This window comes from Corynebacterium sp. HMSC058E07 (assembly GCF_001809885.1).
Lineage (GTDB): Bacteria > Actinomycetota > Actinomycetes > Mycobacteriales > Mycobacteriaceae > Corynebacterium > Corynebacterium macclintockiae.
Genome location: NZ_KV799267.1, coordinates 39,479 through 59,552 on the forward strand (window position 1 = coordinate 39,479; position 20,074 = coordinate 59,552).

20 protein-coding genes and 2 tRNA genes are annotated in these 20,074 nt (G+C 63.0%); 15 read left to right on the forward strand and 7 right to left on the reverse strand.

The features are described 5' to 3' along the window. The first annotated feature begins 8 nt into the window (after positions 1–8). From HMPREF2678_RS02940 to HMPREF2678_RS02965, 6 genes are read left to right on the forward strand one after another with little or no spacing between them, the layout of a single operon-like run. A complete protein-coding gene (locus HMPREF2678_RS02940; RefSeq protein ID WP_034980455.1) occupies positions 9–1,010 on the forward strand; it encodes an ABC transporter permease in 1,002 nt (333 codons plus the stop codon). After that, positions 1,010–2,068 (forward strand): iron chelate uptake ABC transporter family permease subunit, encoded by a 1,059-nt coding sequence (locus HMPREF2678_RS02945; protein ID WP_034980452.1) that lies wholly within the window; start codon positions 1,010–1,012, stop codon positions 2,066–2,068. The genes HMPREF2678_RS02940 and HMPREF2678_RS02945 overlap by 1 nt, the downstream gene beginning before the upstream one ends. Further along, positions 2,065–2,832, forward strand: coding sequence for an iron ABC transporter ATP-binding protein (locus tag HMPREF2678_RS02950; protein WP_070550808.1), 768 nt, complete (start codon positions 2,065–2,067; stop codon positions 2,830–2,832). Before HMPREF2678_RS02945 ends, HMPREF2678_RS02950 begins: the two co-directional genes overlap by 4 nt. Positions 2,833–2,886: 54 nt before the next feature. Then, positions 2,887–3,582, forward strand: a complete 696-nt coding sequence (locus tag HMPREF2678_RS02955) for a dTDP-4-dehydrorhamnose 3,5-epimerase family protein (protein ID WP_070550810.1) — start codon at positions 2,887–2,889, stop codon at positions 3,580–3,582. After that, positions 3,582–4,457 carry a glucose-1-phosphate thymidylyltransferase RfbA gene (gene rfbA, locus HMPREF2678_RS02960; RefSeq protein ID WP_070550812.1) on the forward strand — a complete coding sequence of 292 codons (876 nt, stop codon included), beginning with the start codon at positions 3,582–3,584 and terminating at the stop codon, positions 4,455–4,457. The genes HMPREF2678_RS02955 and rfbA overlap by 1 nt, the downstream gene beginning before the upstream one ends. Before the next feature lie 6 nt (positions 4,458–4,463). Next, on the forward strand, positions 4,464–5,525 hold the full coding sequence (locus HMPREF2678_RS02965) for a phosphotransferase family protein (RefSeq protein WP_070550815.1): 1,062 nt from the start codon (positions 4,464–4,466) through the stop codon (positions 5,523–5,525). Here the strand turns inward: HMPREF2678_RS02965 and HMPREF2678_RS02970 are convergent, their stop codons facing one another. After that, positions 5,526–5,870 carry a hypothetical protein gene (locus HMPREF2678_RS02970; protein WP_070550817.1) on the reverse strand — a complete coding sequence of 115 codons (345 nt, stop codon included), beginning with the start codon at positions 5,868–5,870 and terminating at the stop codon, positions 5,526–5,528. 204 nt (positions 5,871–6,074) lie between these two features. Here HMPREF2678_RS02970 and HMPREF2678_RS02975 point away from each other — a divergent pair, with 204 nt between their 5' ends. Continuing rightward, the gene (locus HMPREF2678_RS02975) at positions 6,075–6,368 is read left to right on the forward strand and encodes a DUF4229 domain-containing protein (protein WP_051898307.1); all 294 of its coding nucleotides are present in this window, start codon (positions 6,075–6,077) and stop codon (positions 6,366–6,368) included. 106 nt (positions 6,369–6,474) lie between these two features. Here HMPREF2678_RS02975 and HMPREF2678_RS02980 read toward each other — a convergent pair whose 3' ends face one another. From HMPREF2678_RS02980 to HMPREF2678_RS03000, 5 genes are all read right to left on the reverse strand, one after another. Continuing rightward, complete coding sequence (locus HMPREF2678_RS02980) at positions 6,475–7,374, reverse strand: 1,4-dihydroxy-2-naphthoate polyprenyltransferase (RefSeq protein ID WP_070550819.1); 900 nt, start codon at positions 7,372–7,374, stop codon at positions 6,475–6,477. Positions 7,375–7,428: 54 nt separating this feature from the next. Next, positions 7,429–8,715 carry an AMP-binding protein gene (locus HMPREF2678_RS02985; protein WP_070550821.1) on the reverse strand — a complete coding sequence of 429 codons (1,287 nt, stop codon included), beginning with the start codon at positions 8,713–8,715 and terminating at the stop codon, positions 7,429–7,431. A 55-nt stretch (positions 8,716–8,770) separates the two neighbouring features. Then, positions 8,771–9,130, reverse strand: a complete 360-nt coding sequence (locus HMPREF2678_RS02990) for a hypothetical protein (RefSeq protein ID WP_034971041.1) — start codon at positions 9,128–9,130, stop codon at positions 8,771–8,773. A gap of 199 nt (positions 9,131–9,329) precedes the next feature. Continuing rightward, entirely contained in the window at positions 9,330–10,079 is a 750-nt protein-coding gene (locus tag HMPREF2678_RS02995; protein ID WP_070550823.1) for a DoxX family protein, read from the reverse strand. Positions 10,080–10,158: 79 nt separating this feature from the next. Beyond that, positions 10,159–11,121, reverse strand: coding sequence for a 1,4-dihydroxy-2-naphthoyl-CoA synthase (locus HMPREF2678_RS03000; RefSeq protein ID WP_070550825.1), 963 nt, complete (start codon positions 11,119–11,121; stop codon positions 10,159–10,161). Between the two features lie 44 nt (positions 11,122–11,165). Here HMPREF2678_RS03000 and HMPREF2678_RS03005 point away from each other — a divergent pair, with 44 nt between their 5' ends. The 5 genes from HMPREF2678_RS03005 to HMPREF2678_RS03025 all read left to right on the forward strand — a co-directional run bounded on the left by HMPREF2678_RS03005 (position 11,166) and on the right by HMPREF2678_RS03025 (position 16,751). Next, complete coding sequence (locus HMPREF2678_RS03005) at positions 11,166–12,281, forward strand: o-succinylbenzoate synthase (protein WP_070550827.1); 1,116 nt, start codon at positions 11,166–11,168, stop codon at positions 12,279–12,281. A gap of 11 nt (positions 12,282–12,292) precedes the next feature. Then, positions 12,293–14,125, forward strand: a complete 1,833-nt coding sequence (gene menD, locus HMPREF2678_RS03010) for a 2-succinyl-5-enolpyruvyl-6-hydroxy-3-cyclohexene-1-carboxylic-acid synthase (protein WP_070550829.1) — start codon at positions 12,293–12,295, stop codon at positions 14,123–14,125. After that, positions 14,122–14,598: a DUF3592 domain-containing protein gene (locus HMPREF2678_RS03015; protein WP_034992744.1), complete on the forward strand. Its 477-nt coding sequence runs from the start codon at positions 14,122–14,124 to the stop codon at positions 14,596–14,598. The genes menD and HMPREF2678_RS03015 overlap by 4 nt, the downstream gene beginning before the upstream one ends. Before the next feature lie 79 nt (positions 14,599–14,677). Continuing rightward, positions 14,678–16,036, forward strand: a complete 1,359-nt coding sequence (locus HMPREF2678_RS03020) for a glycosyltransferase family 4 protein (RefSeq protein ID WP_070550863.1) — start codon at positions 14,678–14,680, stop codon at positions 16,034–16,036. A gap of 28 nt (positions 16,037–16,064) precedes the next feature. After that, complete coding sequence (locus HMPREF2678_RS03025; RefSeq protein ID WP_034972496.1) at positions 16,065–16,751, forward strand: demethylmenaquinone methyltransferase; 687 nt, start codon at positions 16,065–16,067, stop codon at positions 16,749–16,751. A 37-nt stretch (positions 16,752–16,788) separates the two neighbouring features. On the opposite strand, the gene HMPREF2678_RS03030 is transcribed toward HMPREF2678_RS03025, so the two are convergent. Next, positions 16,789–18,279, reverse strand: a complete 1,491-nt coding sequence (locus HMPREF2678_RS03030; protein WP_070550831.1) for an FAD-dependent oxidoreductase — start codon at positions 18,277–18,279, stop codon at positions 16,789–16,791. A 225-nt stretch (positions 18,280–18,504) separates the two neighbouring features. On the opposite strand from HMPREF2678_RS03030, the gene HMPREF2678_RS03035 reads away from it, so the two are divergent. From HMPREF2678_RS03035 to HMPREF2678_RS03045, 3 genes are all read left to right on the forward strand, one after another. Next, positions 18,505–19,515: a polyprenyl synthetase family protein gene (locus tag HMPREF2678_RS03035; RefSeq protein ID WP_070550833.1), complete on the forward strand. Its 1,011-nt coding sequence runs from the start codon at positions 18,505–18,507 to the stop codon at positions 19,513–19,515. A 106-nt stretch (positions 19,516–19,621) separates the two neighbouring features. Then, positions 19,622–19,703 (forward strand) — tRNA-Tyr (locus HMPREF2678_RS03040). Between the two features lie 273 nt (positions 19,704–19,976). Continuing rightward, positions 19,977–20,049, forward strand: a tRNA-Thr gene (locus HMPREF2678_RS03045). Positions 20,050–20,074 lie beyond the last annotated feature (25 nt).

Here is a 20,074-nt window from a genome sequence, read left to right on the forward strand (position 1 = left end):
AGCCGAAAATGACTGCTCAGAGCACTACGTCACCCGAGGTTCACGACGAACCTCGGGTTGCGCGTACCCGGGGAAAGCTCGTCGACTGGAAGTTCCTGGTCGCCGCTTCGGTTGTCGGGGCGCTATTGATTGCCAGCCTGCTGGTCGGTGAGTACGACGTGTTCAACGCTCACGACGGCATCGACATGTTTTCGATCACTCGCGTACCGCGCACCATAGCCCTGGTGTTGGCGGGCGCGGCGATGGCGATGTGCGGTCTGGTGATGCAGATGTTGACGCAGAACCGCTTCGTCTCTCCGACCACCACCGGCACCACAGAATGGGCGGGCTTGGGTCTGCTGTTCGTGATGATCGTCTTCCCGGGCGCGACCGTAATGGGGCGAATGGTCGGCGCAGTGGTGTTCTCCTTCGTCGGCGCGATGGTGTTCTTCTTCTTCCTGCAGCGAGTATCGCTGCGTTCCTCCCTGATCGTGCCGATCGTGGGAATCATGCTGGGCGCAGTCGTCTCTGCGGTATCCACTTTCGTTGCCCTGCAGACGGACATGCTGCAGCAGCTGGGCGTGTGGTTTGCGGGCAGTTTCACCTCGGTCTATAAGGGCCAATACGAGGTGCTGTGGGTGGTGCTGCTGGTCGTGGTGGGCGTGTTCCTACTGGCTGACCGGCTGACCCTGGCTGGCTTGGGCGAAGACTTCGCTACCAGTGTGGGCATGAACTACCGGCGGATCGTGCTGGTCGGTACCGTGATGGTGGCCATCGCCGTGGGTGTGGTGACCGTCGTGGTGGGCAACCTGCCTTTCCTGGGATTGATCGTGCCGAATATCGTCTCGATGATCCGCGGCGATGACCTGCGCAGCAACCTGCCGTGGGTGTGCCTGGTGGGCATCGCCACCGTGGCCGCGTGTGACCTGCTGGCCCGCACTCTGATTTCGCCTTTCGAGATCCCCGTCTCCGTGGTGTTGGGCATCGTCGGCGCCGTGGTGTTCGTCGTGCTGATTGTAAGGAACCGCTGATGGCTAACCGAACCCTTGAACGCTTGGTGCCGCAGCGCCTGCTTTCCGGAGTGTCCGACCGTTCGTCGGGCGCGTTTCCCACGCAATCCGCGATGGCGAAGTACTGGGTGATCCTGGGGATCATCGTCGTGCTGGGTGTGGCCTCCGCGGTGGGGCTGCTGGCGTACGGCAACCCGATGCCTTTCGGTACGCGCGGGTTCTGGCTGCTGGCGGAGCGCCGCATGAACGCTGTGACCGCTATCGCCATCGTCGCGGTCGCCCAGGCCGTGGCCACGGTGGCTTTCCAAACGGTGACGAACAATCGCATCATTACTCCGTCGATCATGGGCTTCGAATCGCTGTATGTCGCCATCCACACTTCCACCGTGTTCTTCCTGGGCGGAAGTGGCCTGGTGGAGGCCCGCACCATGACGACTTACGTTGTTCAGCTGGTCCTCATGGTCGGGTTTGCCCTGCTGCTGTATTCCTGGTTGCTGACCGGCAAGAACGCGAACATGCACGCGATGTTGCTGGTGGGCATCGTTATCGGGGCAGGCTTGGGGTCGGTGTCTACCTTTATGCAACGCTTATTGACGCCCAGCGATTTCGACCTGCTGACCGCCCGACTATTCGGATCGGTGAATAACGCAGAGCCAGAGTACTTTCCGATCTCTATCGCCCTAGTGGCCGTGGCCGCGAGCGCGCTGCTGCTGATGTCCCGCAAGCTCAATGTGCTGGCGTTGGGGCGCGATGCGACAACGAACCTGGGTATTAATCACCGCGGGCAGTCGCTTGCGGTGTTGATCTTGGTCGCTGTGCTGATGGCTGTGTCCACTGCGCTGGTCGGGCCGATGGCCTTCCTGGGCTTCCTGGTGGCAACTCTGGCTTATCAGTTCGCCGGTACCCCGGATCACCGTTACGTCTTCCCGATGGCCATCGCCACGGCATTCTTCGTGCTGGCGGGTGCGTACTTCGTGATGAATCACATCTTCTACGCCCAGGGCGTGGTTTCGATCATCATTGAGCTCGTCGGCGGATCCGTGTTCCTCTACGTCATCCTCAGAAAGGGGCGACTGTGATCAAGCTATCCGAGGTGGCCAAGAAATATAGCGACGCCACCGGCTCCGGCGCCCACATTGGTCCCGCGAACCTGGAAATCCCCGCGGGCGGCGTGACCTCCCTGATCGGGCCCAATGGCGCGGGCAAGTCCACCCTGCTGACGATGATGGGGCGGCTGCTGGATCTGGATGAGGGCACCATCGAGGTCGCCGGCTTCGACGTGAGCACCACCAAGTCGAAGGGCCTGGCGAAGGTGCTGTCGATCCTGCGCCAGGAGAACCACTTTGTCACCCGTCTGACCGTCCGCCAGCTGGTGGGCTTCGGCCGCTTCCCGTACTCCAAGGGGCGGCTGACGCGGGAGGACGAGGGCATCATCTCCACCTACATCGACTTCTTTAACCTTCGGGAGTTGGAGAATCGCTACTTGGATCAGCTGTCCGGCGGGCAGCGCCAGCGTGCCTATGTGGCGATGGTGTTGTGCCAGGAGACTGACTATGTGCTGCTGGATGAACCGCTGAACAACCTGGACATTGCACACGCAGTGCAGATGATGAAGCACCTGCGCCGCGCGGCTTCGGAGTTCGGCCGCACCATCATTGTGGTGCTGCATGACATTAACTTCGCAGCGAAGTATTCCGACCACATTTGTGCGGTCAAGGATGGGCAGATCGCCCAATTCGGCACCCCGGCAGAACTGATGAATGATGAGCTGCTGAGCGACATCTTCAACACCCCCGTCACCGTCGTCGACGGCCCGGATGGGCCGATGGCCTGCTACTTCTAGGACGCTGCACAACCTTGCCGTTGGTTGTCCGGTAGCGCCGCTAAAGTAGAGGCCATGACTGAAAACACTCCGCGCGCCGAAGAACTACTGGCTGCCGCTGAACCCGGCAGCATCGTGGATCTGCCCATCCCCGGAGCATGGGCGTACGTGCCCAAGGTGCATGGTGACGGTCGCGGGAGTTTCCACGAAAGCTTCAAGGCAGAACTGTTTGGCCAGAAGCTGGGGTATCCGTTCGAGGTCGCACAGGGCAACCTTTCGCGTTCTTCCCGCGACGTAGTGCGCGGGATTCACTTGGCGGATGTCCCCCCGGGGCAGGCGAAATTCGTCAGTTGCCTGTCGGGTGCCATCACGGACGTCCTGGTGGACGTGCGCGTGGGCTCGCCGACGTTCGGCCAGCACATTACCGTGGAACTGTCAGCCGAGAACAACATCAGCGTGTACGTGCCCCTGGGGGTGGGCCACGGGTTCCGCGCACACGATGACCAGACGACTGTGAACTACTTGGTTACCGAGGCTTACAACCCGCAGAGAGAATACGGGATCGACCCGTTTGACGCGGAATTGGCTGTGGCGTGGGGCGTCCCTAAGGAACAAGCCGTGCTGTCCGACAAAGATAAAGAGGCACCTAGCCTCAGCGAGGTGCGCGACCGACTGCCCCAATACCGCGAGGTGCGGGCATGGGAGGCACAGCTGCGCGCGGACTGGGCCGAGGCGCTGCAGGCCGCAGACGAGTGGGAGCAAACCGACTGATGAAGGGCATCATCCTGGCCGGGGGAACCGGTTCGCGGCTATGGCCGATCACGCAGGGCGTGTCCAAACAGCTGGTGCCCGTCTACGACAAGCCGATGATCTACTACCCGCTGACCACCCTGATGTTGGCGGGGATCCGCGACATCCTGGTGATCACGACGGGCGCGGATGCGCAGCAGTTCCGCGGGCTGCTGGGCGATGGCTCGCAGTTCGGCGTGCGGATCAGCTACGCGGTGCAGGACCAGCCGAACGGCCTGGCCGAGGCCTTCATTGTGGGCGAGGACTTCATCGGGGACGACTCGGTGGCGCTCGTGCTGGGCGACAACATCTTCTACGGCACCGGCCTGGGAACCCAACTGCGACGCTTCCACAACCCCGACGGCGGGGCGATCTTTGCTTATTGGGTTGCGGAACCTGAGGCCTATGGAGTGGTGGAGTTCGACCGCGAAGGCACCGCTCTGAGCCTGGAAGAGAAACCGGCTGAGCCGAAGTCCAACTACGCCGTGCCGGGGTTGTATTTTTACTCCAACGACGTGGTGCGCATCGCCAAATCCCTGGAACCCAGCGACCGCGGGGAGCTAGAAATCACCGACATCAATCGTCGCTACCTGGCCGAAGGGCGCCTGCACGTGGAGGTACTGCCACGCGGAACCGCCTGGCTGGATACCGGGACGGTGGACGACCTGGCCGCCGCCGGCGACTTTGTCCGCGCGGTTGAGCAGCGCCAGGGGCTGAAGATCAGCTGCCCGGAGGAAGTCGCCTGGCGGCTCGGATATATCGACGATGCGGAGCTGGGGGAATCCGCACGCAAGCTGGGCAAGAGCGCCTACGGGCAGTACCTCGGCGCGCTGCTGAAGCGCGGGAAAGAGCGTTAGAAGCACATGGCTATTTCGATTGAGACGATCCCGGAGATGGTGGCGCGGACGTGGCGCGACCTGGAATGGACCGGCCAGCGCGTGCCGAAGCAGGGGATCGACCATGCGGTGGTGATCCTCGACGGGCTCCGCTCCAAGGAATACGAGCTCAATGACATGCTGCCCGAATCCGTGGTGGTGCGTGTGCCCTTCGAAGAGGAATACCGCACCCAGGCGATGCTGGAATCCTCCCTCATCGCGCAGCTTTTCCGCCGCACTAAGGTGCGCGTGCCGGGGACAGTGCGGCAGGCCTATGCGCGGGGGACTTTCAACACCGCCGAGCCCGTGATGTTGACCATGCAGACCGAAGTGCTGGGCCAGCCCCTTAGCGCCGAGCTGTGGCAGAGCCTGTCCGCCAGCCAGCGCGCGTGGGTAGCCGAACAACTGGGCAGCCTGCTGGCGACCATGCATGCCTTCGACCCGGACGTGCTGCCCATCAGCCGGGTGGATTCCTGGTGGTCCGACGGCGCTGCGACGAGCACCCCGAACCGCGTCCCACGCAGCCTGCCCGGCAAGCTGGAGTTGATGAAGCAGCGCGTGGCGGAGGTCGTTGCCCCGCACCTATCCGCGGCGGAAACCGACTTCGTTGAGCGCGTATTCGCCCAGGTAGACGACATGCTTGCCCGCCCGTACCAGCAGCGCGCCCTGAACCACGGCGAACTGCATGAAGATCACATGCTGTGGACGGCCGAGGGTGGCGTGGGAGTGATCGACTTTTCCGACATGACCGTCGGCGACCCCGCCCTGGACTACGCGCACTTCGCCGGTATTTCGCCCAGCCTGCCGGGGATGGTCTACGAGCAGGCCATCATTCAGCACGAGCAGCGCCGCCAAGCCCCCGCCGTGCCGGGAGTACCGCCGCCGATGCCGGGGCCGCTGTATCGCGCGCCGGGTGGTGGGCGCACATCAGAAAGCACCGAGGATACTGATGTTCTGCGCCGCGCGGCAGTCTACAAGGACTGGGACAACATCTTCCTGCTGATCGACCACTATCGCACGGGCCGTTCGCCGCGGGTGGAGCTGCTCTAGTTACGCTCCGTCTTTCGGATCCTGCGCGTCTCGTTCGTTGTCGCGCTTGTCGTCGCCGCGCGCTTCTCGCCGCTGCTGCTCGCGGAGTTCCTGGCGCCGCTTACGCTCGGCTTCTTCAGCCTCTTTGGCTTCCTGCGCGCGCCGCTTCTTGAAGCGTTCCTTCTCGATGTTCCACAGAAAGTCCGGGTCGTCGTCGGGCCCCTTGCGGGTTATTTCTTGCGACTTTTTCTTCGTGACGCCCCTACGGCCGAACGGCGAACCATTCCCCCAGGTCTGTGGCCCGAATGCCTTCCACAGCAGCACAATCGTGACGATGACCAAGAAGAAAAGCAAAAGTCGACCCATGCCGATCATCCTAGTGGATTGGCTCTGAAATGCCGGTGGAACAGACTCGTGATTACCCCAAGCCCTTGGGGTAAACGTAGGGTTAGGTGCGTGACTAACGATGATGTGAACCCGAAGAACAACAGCGCGGCAGAGGATACAAGCACTGTGGCTGACACTGCTGTTGCTGACGATGAGGGCGTCAAGAAAAAGGACGAAGGGAACCTGGACAAGGGCAAGGCAGTCCGCGATGTGGCGCTGTACGCATTCCTGCGCCTCCTTCTGTTCCTGGTGCTGACGTTCATCATTCACTCGATCGTGATTCTGCTGGGCATGGCGAACTACTTCCCGCTGCTGCTGAGCATGACGTTGGCGCTGATCCTGGCTCTGCCGCTGTCCATGTTTATGTTTAAGGGACTGCGACTGCGCGTGACCGAGCAGGTGGCTCGGTGGGACGCCGACCGTCGGGCTCACAGGCAGAGCCTCCGCGACCAGCTGCAGGAGCGCCTGGACGACTAGACTCGCTGCCATGAACGGCAAACCGCAGGACGTGGTGGTGTGGAGGGTTTGGCCCGGCAGATCGAGGACAATGTCCGCTTCCGCGGGGTGGCCTTTGGTCAGCCGCCTACGTAGCCAGCAAGGCGGCGGCAAACTCCAGGATCGACCATAGCAGCATGCCGCGCCCCAACAATCCCAGCACGGGGATGAGGTCCTTGCCTTGAGCGTCACCTGTCACGGGACGGGCAGCGATGACGAACAGGGGAGTAGCCAGCAGAGCTAGCAGCCCCCACCAGTGGCCGATGCTGATGGCGACGGTGAAGACAACCGCCAGCGAAACGAGCCCCACCCACAGGCGGCGGGTGTTCGCGTCCCCCAGGCGCACCGCCAGGGTGATCTTGCCGCTTACCGAATCGGTGGGGATGTCGCGCAGGTTGTTAGCCAGGTTCACGGCACTGGAAAGGCTACCGACAGAGATAGCCAGCAGGACTCCGCGCCAGCTGATGCTACCGCTTTGAGTGAACTCCGTGCCGAGCACTGCGACCAGGCCAAAGAACACGAACACCGCGACTTCGCCCAGGCCTCGGTAGCCGTAGGGGTTCTTGCCGCCGGTGTAGAACCACGCTCCGGCAATGCACGCGGCTCCGACGAGGATCAACCACCAGGCACTCAGCACGCTTAGGGCGATGCCGGCGACCGCTCCCACGCCGAAGGAAGCAAACGCCGCATATTTGACCTTCTTCGGCTCCACGAGCCCACTGCCGGTCAGGCGAAGTGGGCCGGAGCGATCATCGTCCGTCCCCTTGATGCCGTCGGAGTAGTCGTTGGCGTAGTTCACGCCTACGATCATCGCCAGGGCAACCACCCCGGCCAGCACTGCGCGCAGGGGGTTTGCTGCCCCCACCAGCGCGGCCGCAGCGGTGCCGGCCAACACGGGGGCGACAGCGTTGGCCCAGGTGTGTGGGCGTGCTCCTTCGAGCCACTGGGCTGGTGTCGCTCCGGGGTACTGCTTGGTCGTGGAGGTCATGGTCCGCCTTTCTGGGGCTTATGTGGCTAGGGGTGCCTAGCAAACCTCTTCATTCTAGTCTTCCCCCGCAGACGCATGTTCACGCAGCATCGCTGCTGCCCGTTGCCGATCGATCTTTCCTGGGCCGATAGTCGGCAGTTCGTCAACGGCCCACGCGCGCCGGGGGAGTAGGCCCCGTCCCACGCGTCCGCGCATGGACTCGCGCACTTCCGTGGTGATCTCAGTGGTACTTTCACCGCTATCGCCTTGCAAGACAACGAGCGCTCCGATTGATTCCCCAAACTCTGGGTGTTCCGGATCTTTCACGCCCGCCGCGAAGGCCAACTGCGCCCCGGGAACGTGCTGGCAAACTGCCTTTTCCACTTCCTCGGGAAGCACCTTGTAGCCTCCGGTATTGATTGCCCCGTCGGCCCGCCCCAGGATCTGCAGTTTGCCGTCGTCCAGCATCCCAATGTCGGAGGTTAAATACTCTCCCGGCGCCGGAAAAACCTCTGCAGCGACTGCCGCGTCGACGTTGCGATATCCCGCTGCCACCATGGGGCCGGTGATCCGCACGCGCCCGGCTCCGCGCTCGTCCGCGTTGTCGATGCGAACCTGCGTACCCGGCAGGCACTGGCCGTTGTACACCATGCCGCCCGCTGTTTCGCTGGAGCCGTAGGTTAGTGCGATGTGAGCCCCTGCTTCTGCCATTTTCTTTATGACGCCCCCACGCGCCGCCGCGCCACCGACCAGCACGCAGGTGTAGCGTGTCAGTGCCTGCACGGCGGCGGGGTCTGCAGCAATTCTTTCTAACTGCGCCGGTACAAGGGATGTATAGAGGTCCACGCCCGGGTATGCCTCCACCAAAGCCTGCGTGTCTGCCACAAATCCGGTGGAGCTAAAAGGGGTGTGTTCCAGCAAGTTCCGCGCCGCCAGCGGGGCGTAGCCTGCTCGCAGGCTACGCAACATCACTTGCAGCCCGGCGATGTGATGCGCTGGCAGTGTGAGTAACCAAGCGCCGGGTGCGCCGGAGAATTCTCTGTCGAGGAAAGCCTCGGTGGCGCGGGCGCTTGCTGTGAGTTGCCGTGGTCCAAGCACCGCACCTTTCGGTGTGCCAGTAGAACCGGAGGTGCAGGCGATGAGGGTTCCGGGCGCCATGGCGTCTGCTTCCTTAGAGCTACCTGCACGCATCTGTTCCGGCAGGTCAGGGCAGGTGCAGCGCCAGTCTGTCGGGAGGGGGAGCAGGGCGACCTCCTCTGCGAGAAGGCGCTTCAGTGCAGTCAGAGAGGAAGCGAAGAGCTCGGGTGATTCCGCGCTGATGACAGTCGGCTGCAAGGGGAGGAGGGCGACGGTTCCGGTCATGTTGACCAATGTACAACCTGCCCCGGACAGCTCAGCCTGAACGGTGCTGCAGGTTTTAGTCGGCGTGCAGGCCGAATTCCTGCACTCGCTTCACCGTGGATTCTAATTCCGCCGGACCGGGGAGGCGCTTGTGTACTGCGAGGAAGCTTGCCTGGATGTCCTGACGGGTGGCGGGGGTCTTCCCCGTGTCGATCAGGTAGGCGAGGATATCTAGGTAAGACGGGCTGCGGGTGTCCAAGGCGTTCAAGAAGGGAGTCGGGAGGTCACGGTTTGCTTTGAGGTAGATGCGGTATTCCTCCGGGAGGGGGAGGGCATCGTCTGCCGAATGGTCGTGTGCGGTGGTGGCTGGGTCGGGGGCCTCTGTGTTGTCTAGCGTCCGGAGCTTCGCCCGGAGCTGAGTGAATGGGTTGAACACGATGCGCGCTCTCCTTCCTGGTCTCAAATCGTGAAGTATTTAAAGCTAGAACATAGGGTAGTTAACAACAGTGGGGAACGTCAAGCATTTTTTGTGCCCACCTTATTGGGGATTTGAGGAAGAAATGCACAAACCCCGCAGAGAGGGCTAGTAACCCTGTCTGCGGGGGTAAAAGAAGCGACCTTGAGGGTCTAAGCGCTTACTTGGAGCCCGGCCACTGCGTAGTTGGCGCCTCGGAGTCCGCAGGATTCGTGTTGCCACTGGTGCCGGTGTTGCTAGGAGCACTGCTGGTGCCGGTAGCGCTGGTAGGGGTGGGGCTATTCCACTGACCGTAATTAGTGGTGGATCCAGCGTTGGAGCTAAATGGGTTGTTATTCGTCTGCTGCCCACCGGAAGTGCCGAAAGAGTTGCCGGTGGAGTTACTGAAGGTGTTGCCAGCCGGAGCGCCTGCCGAGTTAAAGCTGGAGTTATTCGGCGCGAAAGACTGGTTGCAATAAGCAGTCTCGGTGCTCTTCGCTTCCTGTTCCTTACGTTCCTTGCGGGCGCGGAAGGGCGTCATAAACAGGTAGTCCAAACTGTAGGTGCCAGCGCCGTGCGCTGCCAGAGCGAGACCCGCCGCGCCCAGAATACCGACGAGCTCCCACCCGCCGTCAGCGATGAAAATACCCTTGCCCCAGTGGGCAAAGCCGAAGGCGAAAGCCATCTGGATAAAAAGCAGCGGGCCGACGATGCGAACTAGCAGGCCCAGGATCAAAAGTACGCCGCCGGCGAGCTCGAAATACGTCGCGACCTGCGCGGCGATGTTGGCCGAGGGTACGCCCATGCCCTCGAAAGATTTCGCGGTGCCCTCGATCGTCCAGGAGTTGTACTTCTGCCAACCGTGTGCGACCAACACCACACCGACTAGGATGCGGGAGATCAGAATGCTGACGTCCTTAAAAATATTCATGAAAATAACGCTACCAATTAACCAGCACCTTGGCCTGGCAAAAGCGTTCGTCTGGTGGTAGGCCTCCCGGATAGCCCCGCTAGTAGTAATACGGGAAGTCGTCCCAGTTCGGCTCGCGCTTTTCCAGGAAGGCCTCCTTGCCCTCGACCGCCTCGTCGGTCATGTAGGCCAGGCGCGTGGCCTCACCCGCGAAGACCTGCTGGCCCATCAGCCCATCGTCGGTGAGGTTGAAGGCGAACTTCAGCATGCGTTGCGCTGTTGGGGACTTGGTGTTGATCTTTCGCGCCCACTCAATGGCGGTGTCCTCCAGGTCCGCGTGGTCCACTACCCGGTTAACGGCGCCCATCTGGTGCATGGTTTCGGCGTCGATGGCCTCGCCGAGGAAGAAGATCTCGCGGGCGAACTTCTGGCCCACCTGCTTGGCCAGGTACGCGGAGCCATAGCCTGCATCGAAGGAGCCCACGTCGGCGTCCGTCTGCTTGAACCTCGCATGCTCGCGGGAGGCGAGAGTCAGGTCGCACACCACGTGCAGGCTGTGCCCGCCACCGGCGGCCCAGCCGTTAACCAGGCAGATCACAACCTTCGGCATCGTGCGGATTAAGCGCTGCACCTCCAGGATGTGCAGGCGGCCGCCCTCGACCTTCGCGCGAGCTTCGTCCACCCCTTCTGCGCCAGCGGCGGCTACGTCGTCGTTGTGCTCGGTGGCGTACTGGTAACCGGAACGGCCACGGATGCGCTGATCGCCGCCGGAGCAAAACGCCCAGCCGCCGTCTTTCGGGGACGGCCCGTTACCGGTCAGCAGGATCGTGCCGATATCCGGGGTGCGGCGCGCGTGATCCAGCGCCCGGTACAGCTCGTCGACGGTGTGCGGTCGGAAGGCATTGCGCACCTCAGGGCGGTCAAAGGCGATGCGCACAATACCGTTGGCGCGGCCTTCGCCGACGTGGCGGTGATAGGTGATGTCCGTGAAGTTGTTCACGCCCGGCACATCGACCGGGCGCCACAGCTCGGGGTTAAAGGGGTTGCTGCTGGAGTTCGTCATGCCCGCTATTCTATCGGCCGACCTCTTTTGGCAAGGTAGGAAGCATGTATAGCCCTTCTACTTTCGTACTGCCGCCGCTCGCCGATCTTGAGGAGCGCGCGGAGGTAGTTGCCTTACCGATGCGGGTGCCCTTCCGTGGTGTGACTACCCGCGAGGCTCTTCTTATTGACGCCCCGTCCCAGTGGGCAGAGTTCGCCCCCTTCCCGGAGTACGAGCCGGCCGAGTCCTCCCTGTGGCTGCGCTCGGCAATCCACTTTGGCTATGGTGGTGGCGATATCGGTGGCGGCACAGATCTTTCCGAACGCTGGGTGCCCGTGAACGCGACCATTCCAGCGGTCGATGCCGCAGCCGATCCGGGAGTGATCGATGACCTCATGGCTCGCTACCCCGGATGCACCACGGTGAAGATCAAGGTGGCGGAGAAAACCGCACTGGCCAAGGATCCTGCAGCCAGTATGCGTCAAGACATTCAGCGCGTCCGCGCTGTCCGCGAGTGGTACGCCGAACAGGGAGTAGTCGCGCCGCGGATCCGCATGGATGCCAACGGTGGCTGGACCGTCCAGCAAGCCCTGGAGGTCGTGGAAACCCTCGCCGCCGATGGCCCGCTGGATTATGTGGAGCAGCCCTGTCGCACCGTCGCCGAGCTGGCGGAGGTGCGCCAGAGCCTCATGCGGCGGGGATTGTTTGTGCGGGTTGCGGCCGACGAGGCCATTCGTAAGAGCGCGGATCCGATCACAGCGGTCAAGGAGGTTACCGACGCAGGAGCGTGTGACGTGGCCGTGCTTAAGGTGCCGCCTCTCGGGGGCGTGGATCAGCTCCGCCGGGTCGCCAGCGAGGTCGCGCAACGCGGCGTATCCATCACGGTGAGCTCGGCCCTGGATACAGCAGTGGGCCTCGGCGCGGGTCTGCAGGCAGCGGCCAGCTTGGTGCACATCGATGACGACGGCATGGTCGCCGAACCCAACGCCGCCGGGTTGGCCACCGGCACGCTCTTTGAACACGACCTCGCAGAGCGGCGGATCGTCGATGGCCGCATGCACACCGGCGCTTTAGCTCCCGACGCCGATCGGCTGGCGGAGTTCCGCCTCACCGGCGAGAGGCGCGATTGGTGGCTGAATCGCTTGCGTGCGGCTTATAGCTACTTGGAGGGCGGAAGGTAGATTGTGGAACTGTGACTAACGCTGATAGTTCTTCCCAGGATCCGACTCAAGGCTCTGGCACACGCTCTGCAGCACACTCTGCTGCGCTACCCAGCCCCGTCGCAGTGCGCGCGGGTTTGGTGCTGGTTGACCAGCTGATTCGCAGTGGTGTGCGCGAGGCGGTGTTGTGCCCCGGCTCGCGGAACTCGCCGCTGAACCTGGCGTTCGTGGAAGCCGAAAGGGTCGGGCGGGTGCGCCTGCATGTCCGCACCGACGAGCGTTCGGCGGCCTTCCTGGCGCTGGGGCTGGCGAAGGTATCGCGCCAGCCGGTGCCAGTTGTTATGACGTCCGGGACGGCGGTGGCGAACTGCCTACCGGCGATGGTGGAGGCCACGCTCTCTGGCGTGCCGTTGGTTGTACTCTCGGCGAACCGGCCGCTCTCCATGTTGGGGTCAGGGGCCAACCAGACCATCGACCAAGCGGAGATCTTCGGCACCCATTCCGTGTGCACACTGAACACGGGCGAACTGGCACTGGAAGGCGCCACTGCTGACGCCGCAACGGAGCTCCGCGACCTGGTGCGCAAGCTAATCGCTGCAGCAACAGATCCCATCGACGGCGGTGGAGCTCACCTAGACGTGCCACTGCGGGAACCGCTCGTGCCGCCGACACTGGACGAGCTATCGCTGTGGGCGGGGGAAATCGCAGGGGCTGCAGCAACAACAGTCAAAACCCCCGCACACACGCCCCGCGCCTTGCCTTTTGGCCAGGTAGAGGTGGATCTTTCCCTTCGCACGCTGGTCATCGCCGGATCGGTGGCCGATACTGCCTGGGCTCGTTCGATCATGGACGAGCTAGCCGATGTGCCAACCATCGCGGAACCCGTCGCGCCCGCACCCGACTTCCCCGTGCATAGCGCGGCCGTCGACATGTTCAGCACCCAGGTCGTCAGCGATGGAGAACACTCGGCGGTCACCACCCCGGAACAGATCGTGGTGATCGGCCGGCCAACCCTCCACCGTGGCGTCACAAAGCTCCTGGCCAACAAAGACATCCACGTCATCGCCCTCAGCGATACCCGCAACGTGACAGACGTATTCGGCAACGTCGATGAGGTCGGCAGCACCGTCCGGCCCCGCGGCGAGCAGCCGGAAAGCTGGTTGCAGGTCTCCCGCGCCATCAGCGACATGGGCGTAAACCAGGTCCGCGAGGGGTTGGCGAAGCACGAACCGTTCACCGCGGTACACGCTGTGGCCGTTGTTGCGGACGCTCTCCGCGACGGGGACCTCTTGGTTTTGGGGGCGTCTACGGCGGTGCGGGATGCATCCCGCGCCGGGCTGCCCTTTGACGGGGTACGGGCGATCGCCAACCGCGGGGCGGCGGGGATCGACGGAACCATTTCCACGGCGGTGGGGGCGGCGATGGCGCACGCTCACTCCGACCCGACCGCAATCCGTGCACCGCGCACCATTGCAGTGATGGGGGATCTGACCTTCGCCCACGACCTGGGTGGCCTGAACATCGGGCCACTGGAGCCGCGGCCCGATAACCTGCTGATCGTGCTGACCAACGACAGTGGCGGCGGGATCTTCGAAACCCTCGAACCTGGTGCGGATGATCTACGCACCTTTGCCGACGGCACCGCCGCCTTCGAGCGCGTATTCGGCGCCCCGCTGGACTTGGACTTCGCGGAACTGTGCGCCGGATTCGGAGTGGAACACAAGCTTGCTTGCAGCGTGGAAGAGCTCGCTGACGCCATCGAAGAGCACGCTGAGCTCGGCGGAAACGGGATCACGGTGCTGGAAGTGAAGGTGGACAGGCGTGGGCGTCAAGAAATAGAAAAAAGAATTGCGGGTAAGCGATGAATCGCGTGAGGAACGCCGAGCTCACGCCGAAACAATTCCGTGCGGCTCGTAGGCTGCGGCGCGCGAAACAGGCCGTGATTGCGCTGGCGGGGTTGGTGATCTTGGTGTGCGGCGGCATGATCGTGACCTCGGCGATCGACGACTATGCGATTTCGCGTGACAAGGGGGAGGCGACGGCGGAAGTAGTGTCCGTGCAGACCCTGCGAACCACTGTGCGTTTCCGCGATGCCGACGGCAACTATCAGCAGCCCGAGGAAGGGTTGAAGTACCCGTCCGGGCTGGAAGAAGGGCAAAACGTAAAGGTCGAATACCAGGTCAGCGACCCCGAGAACGTGAAGGTTCAGGGGAGGGGGTGGACGTTGGCATTCCTGCCAGCGCTGTCCTCCATGTCCGCCGGGCTGCTTGTCTGCGCCGTCCTGTCGCTACTGATCCGGCGCTGGCAGAAGAAGCATGTATTTTGGGGCCGAAAGTAACCTTTTGTTTCCCTAGACTTGTTAATGTTTTTACCCAGAAGAAACGCTGGTGTGACCTACAAAAGGGATGCTGAAGGGTATGCGAGTTGCAATTGTCGCCGAGAGCTTTCTGCCCAACGTCAACGGAGTGGTTAATTCCGTACTCCGAGTGCTAGAGCATCTGCGTGCCAACGGGCACGAAGCCCTGGTTATCGCACCGGGGGCGAAGAAGGGGCAGGAAGAAATTGCAACCTACGAGGGCTTCCGCATCGCCCGCGTGCCCGTAGTGGATGTGCCGGGCATCAACTCCCTGCCGATCGGCGTGCCCATGACGAACCTTTACACGGAGCTGAAGAAGTTCCAGCCGGACGTCGTGCACCTAGCCAGCCCCTTCGTCCTGGGCGGTGCAGGCGCAGTAGTGGCCAAGGCGCTGAAGCTGCCGTGCGTGGCGATCTTCCAGACCGACGTTGCCGGATTCGCCAACAACTACAAGATGAAGTTCCTGTCCAAGATGGCATGGCGCTGGGTGCGAGTCATGCACAACATGTGTGCCATGACGTTGGCCCCGAGCTCCGTGACGATGCGCGAGCTGGAAGAAAACCGCGTGCGCGGCGTGGCGCACTGGGGGCGTGGTGTGGATACGGAGCGCTTCAACCCGGCCAAGCGCTCTGCGGAACTGCGGCGCGAATGGCTGCTGGAAGGCGAGCGTAAGCGCGGCGGCACGGCGAGCGCGGACGCGCTGGAAGCGAACCGGAAGATCGTCGGCTTTGTAGGCCGACTGGCTGCGGAGAAATCCGTGGAGCGCATGGCAGCCCTGAACGGGCGGGACGACGTGCAGCTGGTCATCGTCGGCGATGGCCCGGAGATGGATGAGCTGAAGGCCCTGATGCCCACCGCAGTATTTACGGGTGGGCTGTATGGCGAAGACCTGGCCCACGCGTTCGCCAGCCTGGACATCTTCGTGCACACCGGTCAGTTCGAGACTTTCTGCCAGGCGATCCAGGAGGCCCAGGCTTCCCGCGTGGCGACGATCGGCCCGGCCGCCGGTGGCCCCATCGACCTGATCAAGCCAGGCCACAATGGCTTCCTGCTGAATGTGGAGAACTTCGAGGCAGAGCTGGTCGAGGCTGTGGATTCCATCCTGGCCGGTGGCCTGGATTCCTACCGCGACAATGCCTTCGAGGGCGTGCAGAACAAGAGCTGGGGCAGCCTGTGCGACCAGCTGCTTGGCTACTACCGCCAGGCCATCGCGCAGGGTGGCAAGGCTGCACAGGGCGGCAAGGCTGCACAGGGCGGCAAGGCTGCGCCGCGGACGAACTCGCAGCGTGACTTCACGGGCGTGCGGGAGGTTCCCCGCCCGACCGCCGACGAGACCGAGGTCGAGGTAGCGGCTGAGCTCGTCGCGCGCACCAATGCCGAGCAAGCCACGCAGGTCAGCGCTGAGCCCGTCGCGAAGTAGGCGAAACGCCCGCGCTAAGATGTGAGTCGTGTCTCGGGCAAGTCTGGAAAAGAAACCGCAGGAAGTCGCGTCGATGTTCGACGCGGTCGGCAAGAACTACGACCTCACCAACACGGTGCTGAGCTTCGGCCAGGATCGTTATTGGCGCATCCGCACCCGCAAGCGCCTGGACCTTAAGCCCGGTGACCTGGTGCTGGACCTAGCCGCTGGCACTGGCGTTTCCACCGAGGAATTCGCCCGCACCGGCGCCACCTGTATCGCCTGCGACTTCTCCTTCGGGATGCTCGCCGCGGGTTCCCACCGAGACGTCCCGATGGTGTGCGCGGACGGCACGAACCTGCCTTTCGCGGACGAGACCTTCGACGCGGTGACCATCAACTACGGGCTGCGCAACATTGTGGACTTCCGCGCCGGCCTGCGTGAGATGGCGCGCGTCACGAAACCGGGCGGCAAGCTCGCCGTCGCGGAGTTTTCCACCCCAGTCATTCCGATCTTCAAGACGGTCTACAAGGAATACCTGATGCGCGCCCTGCCAAAGGTTGCGAAGCTTGTCAGCTCCAACGCGGAGGCTTACGAATACCTCGCCGAATCGATCCGCGCATGGCCTGACCAGGAGGAACTCGCAGCGGAGATCCGCGATTGCGGTTGGCGAGAGGTCGGTTGGCAGAACCTCACGGGCGGTATCGTCGCCCTCCACAGCGCTATTCGCCGCTAAGCCTGACTAGCCCTGCGCCGTTGTTCTGCGGCGCAATCTAGCCCCGCGCTGCAAAGGGTTTATCGATCGGCGCGAGGTTCACTACTCGCCCCGCGCCCCGCCACAGCCTGGCCGCCACGTCGCGGTCCTCGGCGCTCACTAGGTTGCCCATCAGGCGCGTGGCCACCCCCATCGCACGATTCGCCAGCGGCCCGCGCATGCCGATCGGTCCGAGCGCACTCATCAGCCCCGGCATCGTCAGCACCACCGCCAGCCGCCGCGCCAGCCCGAACGCGAGCCCGTACTGTTTCTGCAGTTCGGCCGTCCATTCTGGCGCTATGCCGGCGCCATTGTTGCTCTTTATTCTGGACGCCCACCGCTCCGGTCCGCCCCACTCGTCAACCAATAACCGAACCAGCAGCTCGGCGGATTCCAAGGCGTAGTCGATGCCTTCGCCATTCAGCGGATTGACGAGCGCTGCCGTGTCTCCAATGGCGGCCCAGTTGGGTCCGGCCACGCGGCTGACAGCCCCGCCCATGGGCAGCAGTGCGGAGGTGATGGACGTCGGTTCTCCGACGATGCCCCACTCGTCGCTGACTTGGCGGGCATAGTCGCGCAGTAGCTTCTTGGTGTTCACCTTTGCCGGGCGCTTGGTGGTTGCCAACACGCCACAGCCGAGGTTCGCCTTGCCAATGCCTTCAACTGTGGCGAGGTTGCTACCTGTCCCTTCAGCCGGGTTGCCCAGGGGGAAAACCCAGCCGTAGCCCGGTTGGGCCGTGCCCGAAGAGTCGTTGAGCTCCAGGTGCGAATGGATCCACGGCTCGTCTCCGAAGGGAGTGTCGATGTAGCTGCGGGCCGCGATGCCATGGACCAGCCCCTTATCCCACTGCACTCCCAACTTGCGGGCGATGCCGCTGCGCACTCCTTCTGCCAGCACAAAGAAACGTCCGCGGATCTTCACTGAAGAGACAGCGCCAGCGCCCTGGGTGCCTTCGCCCGTGCGAGTGCCAGCGACCTCGCTGAGTTGCTGGGTTACTGGATCCGAGGTGGCGTCCATAACCTTGGCCTGGATAAAACGCGCACCCGCAGCGATGGCAAGGCGGGCCAGAGCAGCGTCGAGGCGCGAGCGGGGGATGGCCGAACCGCGCTGCGGGAAGCCGCCCGAAGGCCAGGGCGCGGTGACGGAACCGCCGAAACCGTGCAGCTTGAGGCCCTGAATGTGCGGGGCGCCGTTCAGTAAGTGGAGCGCGCCCATCGATTCCAAAGCGGCGACAGCGCGCGGGGTGAGGCCATCGCCGCAGGTCTTGTCGCGCCCGTGGGGGAGGGAACCCGAGGCGCTGTTGTCAGTGCTGCCAGTACTGCCAGTGCCCGGTGTTGGACCCGGTGCTGTGTCCGATCCTGTGCCCGGAACGTCGGCCATGTCCACCATCACCACATCCAAACCGGCGCGAGCAGCGTGGAAAGCAGCAGCGGAGCCGGCCGGGCCAGCGCCCACGACAACGACATCACAGGTCACAAGATTGGAGGTTTCAGCGGCGGGGGAGTTCATCGACACCCATTGTTCCACGCGGGTGCGGGCGCGGTGGCGTCGGTACTGGGTAGGCGCCTGGGCAGATGCCAGGGGAGACACTTCGGCAGACGCAGGCGTCGACACGGGAACACGCGGGTTAAACACCGTCTGGGTAATGGACTAAAGTGTCCGTAGACACGTAAAGACCACATGTGAAAGACCGCATGTGAAGTTCAAGAGGAAAAGACGAGGCTGACCACGGACATGCCAAGTGCCACACCCCGTAAACCGGCGCTCCCTGACGTCGGGGACGCGCAACTCAACGAGGCCTTGGGCCAGTCGATGCAGCAGGTTGAGCAGCTGCTGAAGGACCGGTTGTCGGTTGGCGAATCCTTCCTCACCGACAAGATCAGCCATCTTTTCGACGCAGGTGGTAAGCGCTTCCGTGTGATGTTTGCACTGCTGGCGGCCCACTACGGTGAAAACCCGACGGCGCGGCAAGTCAACGAGGCTGCCGCGGTGGTGGAGCTAACCCACCTGGCTACGCTCTACCACGATGACGTTATGGACGAGTCCGACCAGCGCCGCGGGGCGGAATCCGCCAACAAGCGCTGGAACAACTCCGTGGCCATCCTGGCGGGCGATTACCTGTTTGCGATTGCCAGCGACATCATGGCAAAGCTGGGCACCGAAACGGTGCAGCACTTCGCGGAGACCTTCCGGGAGCTAGTGACCGGGCAGATGCGCGAAACCGTCGGCGCTCGCGAGGGGGAGGACGAGATCGAGCACTACCTGACCGTCATTCAGGAGAAGACGGGCGTGCTGATCGCTTCCGCCGGTTGGCTGGGTGCCTTGCACAGTGGCGCTTCCGACGAGCACCGCGACGCGCTGTTCCAGTTCGGCCGGAATGTTGGCCAGATCTTCCAGATTGTCGACGACATCATCGACATCTGGGCCGATCCGGAGGTTTCCGGCAAGCAGCCTGGCACGGACTTGCGCGAGGGCGTGTTTACTCTGCCGGTTCTTTACGCAATGCAGCAGGATGACGCCACAGGGGCGCGACTGCGCGAGATCCTCACCGGACCGGTGACGGATGATGAACTGGTGGACGAGGCGCTGGAGCTTATCCGTGGCTCCGAAGGCCGCGACAAGTCCTTCGAGGTCGTCCAGCGGTACCGCCAGTACGGCGAAGACGAGCTGGCCAAGCTGCCAGACAATCGGGTGACCGATGCGCTGCGGCGCCTGATGGACTTCGCCTTGGAGCGGTTAGGGTAGCTGATGTAATTGCTCCCAGTGGGGCTCCCGGAGGGGCTTTTGCGCTGGCGATTTGCATAAGTTGGGGCGACTCGTAGTAGAGTTACCAGCGCACCGAATGGTGCATGCCAGATTGCCCGAGCGGCCAAAGGGAGCGGACTGTAAATCCGCCGGCTCTGCCTTCGTTGGTTCGAATCCATCATCTGGCACAAAGCCAAATGGCAAACAACAACCCGGTGGTTACTTCCCTGTGTGGGGGTGGCCACCGGGTTTTGCTATGTCCGGGTGCGGGTTCTGGCTCCGGGGAGGGGATAGATGTCGTTCTAACGACATTTGTGGCGAAGAGTGCCGAACTTGCATCTAAAATGAGGCTGGAATGGCCGCCTGGCCAGCCGATTTGTGTAAAACGTAGCTGGGTGGTTAAGCTAACTCAGGCTTCAAGCGATGCGGTTAAAACAATCCGCAGAGCAAAAAGAAGTATTGCCCCCTTAGCTCAGTCGGCAGAGCGTTTCCATGGTAAGGAAAAGGTCGACGGTTCGATTCCGTCAGGGGGCTCTGTCATTTTATGCGCACCGTCACG